Consider the following 4,909-nt stretch of genomic DNA (forward strand, 5'->3'; position numbering starts at 1 on the left):
GTCCACTTTGCTTCCCACTAAAAAATTTAGTGGGAACTACGATACATTCGATCAGGCCCCGTGGCCGAACGGCCAGCTCGAGCCGCTTACGGCGGCGCTGCTGGAGGTGACGCAGCAGCGCAGCGCGCTGCAGGGCACGCTGGAGTCGTTCGGCGGCAAGCTGGACGTGCTGGTGGCAAACCAGCATGGCGTGACGATCAACGGACTGACGACGCTGAATGTAGGGCGGTTAGGCGTGACGACGGGTCAGGTGCTGCCGCAAGCGGACGGTACGGTGCGGATTGGTGTGACGCAAGGCGACGAGGCCACCTCTACCTCGCGCGTGGTCGATTTGTGCAAGAACGCCGCGCTCCACTACGGCATACTGAAATTTTTTGTTGAATCAAATCACGCGTGAAGAAGGTTGCTCACATGTTGCCGATCGTTGGCTCGCATTCTATCGTTAGTGCGCAATCCACGGATAGTGCTCCCTCAAGAAATCCAGATATTACCACGCACGTAAACGTATTATTAAATGGTAGCGCAAAGAACTTCCACGTTTCGACTTGGGGGAATCGTGCTGCTGAGGACCATTTATTTTCCGAGTCGGGTGTAATGTTGCGTCAACCGTGGATCGATGCAACCGATTTTGAGCGCCGAGTTGCGCAATTGCCGCAGGCAGAGCGACTCGCCCTTAGGCAGTGGACATCCACCGAAGATGAAAGTGGGCGCTACAGTGACAATACAAAAGTCATATCTGGCGGAATGAATTATGAGCTAAATGCGAAGCTGGCTTCAGGGGAACCACTTTCCACCGAAGAGTCGAATATGGTAGTAAACATGGATCGCGCTCTCATTGACTTGCCTACACTTCCCGGTGAATTTCTTCGCGTAGTCGAGCATAGTCGTGACTGCCCACCTCCTTGGGGATCGATCATCCAGGTTGACGATGTGGTATCGAATTTTCCATGTTTCATGAGCGCGTCTACAACCGCAGATTGTTAGTTCAAAAGAGCGGTTTTTCGAGGTGCCCTTCAGAAGCCCGGCGTCGTCTACGCCGATCGCGGCTACGATTCCACGCGACACCGACGTGCGCTGCGTGAGCGCGGCATCAGGCCCGTGATTGCGAAGCGCCGGACCGAACACGGCAGCGGGCTCGGAAAGTATCGTTGGATGGTCGAACGTACGCACTCCTGGCTCCACAATTTCCGTCGTCTACGCACGCGCTTCGAGCGACGTGCCGACATTCACGAAGCATTCTTGAAACTTGGCTGCGCGCTCGTCTGCTGGAACATCTTCAGGCGAGCTGAGCAAGGTTTTTGAACTGACCTTTTATGAAAATCCCCCTCCCTCCCCCGCCCTCCTCTCAAATTGTGGCTCAACAAAACCCAGAAAAAAACGATACGTTTTCACTAGAGAGCCAAATCCGAAATGGAATGAGCCACGCCACAGAAGTTGCTTTGGCAAGAAAGATCGCAGCCACTCCCGCTGCGCAATCCGCCATTCAAGCCGCGCTCAATACTGCCTGGAATGTATTGCTCTCTCTTCATGGGGAGAAGGATGGGACGCTGGGCATTATTCAAGCTGTTTCGCCTGTTAAAAATTACAGCGTTTATGAGGGAGGAGTGGTGCAGGTTCCCGATTTCTCCTGGGTCGGTAGCGTCGGTCACAACGGCATTGCGATTATGAGGGTCAGATATCATGGCGATCTTAGAGAGCAATGCTGCCAGTTTAATTCACTAATCTGCAGCCAATTTTTCCTTAATTCCTTGGAGCGCATTGCGAACCTCTCGGATTCAGAGAGGGGGCGATTTTCAAATTTGATAGATTTCAATCTTCTTTTGAAAAAAAACAAGAAAAATGACGGCGATTTATTTCGATATCAAGACCGCTTTAAAGAGTGTCAATCCAAAAGCCGCGAACGCGTTGTCGGAGACACGCCGTTGGAAAGTGCAGAATATCTGGTGGCAAATCGTAGTTTGTCAGTGCCGCAATTGAAATATCATCTTCAGGCGGATGGAAATCGAGCCAAGGTGGCATCTGATTATTTTTTAAAATCCGCCGCAACAGCGACGGAATTTGCAAAGAACAATGCCATCCCATTGGATGATATTAAAATACAAAGCGGTTATGGAAAATCTGTTTGGCGTCCTGCATCAGACAGTGATTTTAATAAAAGGGCCTCAGATGCCAACCTGCCAGTGCTAGCTGGAGTATCGGGCACAACATTTTGGTTCATGCTTGCGGGACGCATACTTGCTCCGGGTGCGAAAGCTGAGCTCGAGATAGAGGACGATCGTGCATGGAGCGAGCTTATGCGTTTTGCATTGTATGCCGACCTCGTTCAAGATGAACATCATTCTTTTGTCGAAGTCAATGCAGGTGCAGCAGAGCAAGGGCTGGAAATGCAATGGAATGAGGTTATTTATTTGGAACCTTTTTCAAATCGCATTGGAAACCGAAAATTTTCAATCGGCAACGAAGAAATGCAAAATCTTGTTCGGCAAGTATTCCATGAGGAAACAGAGGCGGCGCCGGGAATTCGGACGGCCGATAAGCCAGTAAGTATTGCTGGCAAACGAGAATGAGGCTTAACTTTGGCGAACCCCACGAGCCCCGCATGAAGTGCATTGTTGTTCTGACTGAAGTCGAGGAACAGACCTTGCAACAGCGCCGACTTGATGCGCCAATTATGGTGGTGCCAAATTTAATTTCTATCACGACATCTAGAGTTCAGAATGCCACCTATTGAAAGCAACCTTTCCACTCATGCGTCACGCCGCAATTGCGGCGCAACAGAACCAAAATATGAAGTGGCTTCCCAGGAGGTTGCCAAACATGTAACCGATTGGTTTGAATATTGCAACAAGAAGGAAGTGCTGAAGTTGTTGGATAATTTTATTCGAAAGGGTGAGGATAAATCTTTTCTCGCGTACCGGAGACTGAGGGAGTATGCGGGCGAGGGTTATAAAGGTAATTTTTCGCAGGATGTCGCTGACGGCGGTCAAGTGCTTGTTCAGACGATACGTTATCGTGGAAATGATTGCATTTCCAGGCAATACAACATTGCCAGCCTGCCTGTCAGGGCGGCCGCCACCGAAGAAACGGGGGCATCAGTATCGCAAAAAAATATAGCCGATGTGATAGCTGAGTTTAATGGGGGAAAGCCATTCCTGGTGTCCGTTCAAAATGAAAGCGGGAATGCGCAGCGAATTAATGGGGTGATTTTAGATCTACATTCCTTTCAAAACTCCAATTCGATTCGACGAGACAACTTTAATTTGCACTCTTTATCCGATATGACGATTTCGCATAATAAGTGCAATTTATCTGGCAGCGTCCTTTGTAGGAAATCGAAGGCCAATCTATACTCACCTGTTGGCACTTTGAATACTCACCCGCAGGCCATGGTTTCGATTCTGCCGAAATTTCTTCAATCGCAAGGCATTGATAGGGAGGGCGCCTATTATGAGTCGCTTGAGCATTACAAAAATCTCATCCTGAACAATACTGGATTATATTATCGCAACAACACATGGCCCCTCGAGCTTCAACCTATAATTGATTTTGCGAGCAAAGAAAAGCACTTGCTGGCTGGCTTGACCGCGGCAATCATTTTCAATGTGGAAGATGTATCCATACAAAATGCATTTACAACTGCGGGTCTTACGGAGAATCGGAAATTTTCCGCCTTTGTCGGGAGTGGCAATAATGCCTACTCTGCTCTTGTTTCGGGTGATATATGTGATCCCGTATTCCGAGATAAGAAATTTAAGTTAAGCGAAGGCGGAACATCTCTCGATTCGAGGGAAAATAACCAGGAAACACTTGGGAGCCTGCTAAAGCATGTGACGAAGCATAGATCGGGTGAATTCGAACCCCTCACCGAACTTCTGTTTCTCGTTGAGAGGCAAGATGTGCGAGACGGAATTTCTGCGATTGCCGTTGACCTGTCTTCTGGTGGATTTGCGCCCATGAATAAAGGCGAGGTTGGTCAATATTTGATTGCCAATCAAGATCTATTTCAAATCTTGAAGAAAGACATTGGCGATCTTCCCTGTGTCGCGCTCTATTACGACAAGGAATCTGGTGGCGAACGGCAGCTTGTCAAGATTGAATGGAATGAGCAAGGCGCATTTGTCAGTGAATGATGGCGTTGTTGGGGGCTTTGTTCAGCAGGGTCCTTGCGGGGCGACCGGGAGGGTTCTGTCGCGCTAAAAGTCTCTAACAAAATGATTGGGCACCTCGAAAAACCGTTCGGACGCTGGCATGATGCCACTGAGGCCGAAGGCATGAGGATGTGAAGATGATCAAGGTGAGTCTGTTCGCGGAGCAGGAACGTGAGACCAAGCTGGACAAGATAGGTGATGCGCTGAGCAAGCTGGGCGAGCACGTGGATTTTGCGGCGCTGGGAGGAGATCGACGAGGCGGTGCCCCGGCCGGGCGGAGAGCGCGGTGGTCGCCCGCCGTTTCCGACCGAACTGATGGTGCGGGTGCTGGTGGTGCAGCAGCTCTACAACCTCAGCGACGAGCAGATGGAGTTCCAGCTGCTGGACCGGCTGAGTTTTCAGCGTTTTGTGGGGCCGTCAGTGGCTTCTGGTGCCGACCGATATCTTTCAGCTTCCCGGCCTTCGCCGCGCGCACCCAGTTTGCCAGCGTTTTCATTGGGATCGACAACCGCCGGGAAGCTTCCGATACCCCAACACCTTCAGTCAACGCCAACTTGACCGCTTCGTCGCGAAGCTCCTTCGTATAGACCGCTCTTGGAATTCGATTCATCCATGCCTCCGTTTCTCGATTTTACGAAACGTTGGCTTCCATTTTTTTCGCCCGGCCTCAATCCGCTCCAGTCTTGAAGCGATCGAGCGCTTGCCTGCTGATGATCGGGCAGTCTGCGCCAACGAGTTTCGAGAAGTCGAGAAGGATCATG

The 4,909-nt window shown here is 50.4% G+C and carries 4 protein-coding genes and 3 pseudogenes; 6 read left to right on the top strand and 1 reads right to left on the bottom strand.

All coding sequences use genetic code 11. The annotated features are described in order from the left end of the window. From ACPUER_RS35850 to ACPUER_RS35875, 6 genes and pseudogenes are all read left to right on the top strand, one after another. Positions 1 to 397: filamentous hemagglutinin N-terminal domain-containing protein (locus tag ACPUER_RS35850; RefSeq protein ID WP_425133460.1), on the top strand; the 397-nt coding region annotated here is incomplete at its 5' end. Further along, a complete protein-coding gene (locus ACPUER_RS35855; RefSeq protein WP_425133461.1) occupies positions 394 to 984 on the top strand; it encodes a hypothetical protein in 591 nt (196 codons plus the stop codon). The genes ACPUER_RS35850 and ACPUER_RS35855, both read left to right, overlap by 4 nt. Positions 985 to 1,011: 27 nt before the next feature. Next, positions 1,012 to 1,302: pseudogene (locus ACPUER_RS35860) on the top strand (transposase); the annotation flags it as partial. Between the two features lie 11 nt (positions 1,303 to 1,313). Beyond that, on the top strand, positions 1,314 to 2,567 hold the full coding sequence (locus ACPUER_RS35865) for a hypothetical protein (protein ID WP_425133462.1): 1,254 nt from the start codon (positions 1,314 to 1,316) through the stop codon (positions 2,565 to 2,567). 150 nt (positions 2,568 to 2,717) lie between these two features. Next, a complete protein-coding gene (locus tag ACPUER_RS35870) occupies positions 2,718 to 4,130 on the top strand; it encodes a hypothetical protein (protein ID WP_425133463.1) in 1,413 nt (470 codons plus the stop codon). Between the two features lie 300 nt (positions 4,131 to 4,430). Further along, a pseudogene (locus tag ACPUER_RS35875) lies at positions 4,431 to 4,562 on the top strand (transposase); the annotation flags it as partial. 1 nt (position 4,563) lies between these two features. Here the strand turns inward: ACPUER_RS35875 and ACPUER_RS35880 are convergent. Beyond that, positions 4,564 to 4,758, bottom strand: a pseudogene (locus ACPUER_RS35880) (transposase); the annotation flags it as partial. Positions 4,759 to 4,909: the final 151 nt, after the last annotated feature.

Source organism: Burkholderia sp. DN3021 (assembly GCF_049805555.1).
In the GTDB taxonomy this organism is placed as follows: domain Bacteria; phylum Pseudomonadota; class Gammaproteobacteria; order Burkholderiales; family Burkholderiaceae; genus Burkholderia; species Burkholderia pyrrocinia_C.

Bases quoted from the DNA above. Each gene is read 5' to 3' on its own strand.
- ACPUER_RS35870 (WP_425133463.1), top strand. From the start codon at position 2,718: ATGCCACCTATTGAAAGCAACCTTTCCACTCATGCGTCACGCCGCAAT.
- ACPUER_RS35865 (WP_425133462.1), top strand. From the start codon at position 1,314: ATGAAAATCCCCCTCCCTCCCCCGCCCTCCTCTCAAATTGTGGCTCAA.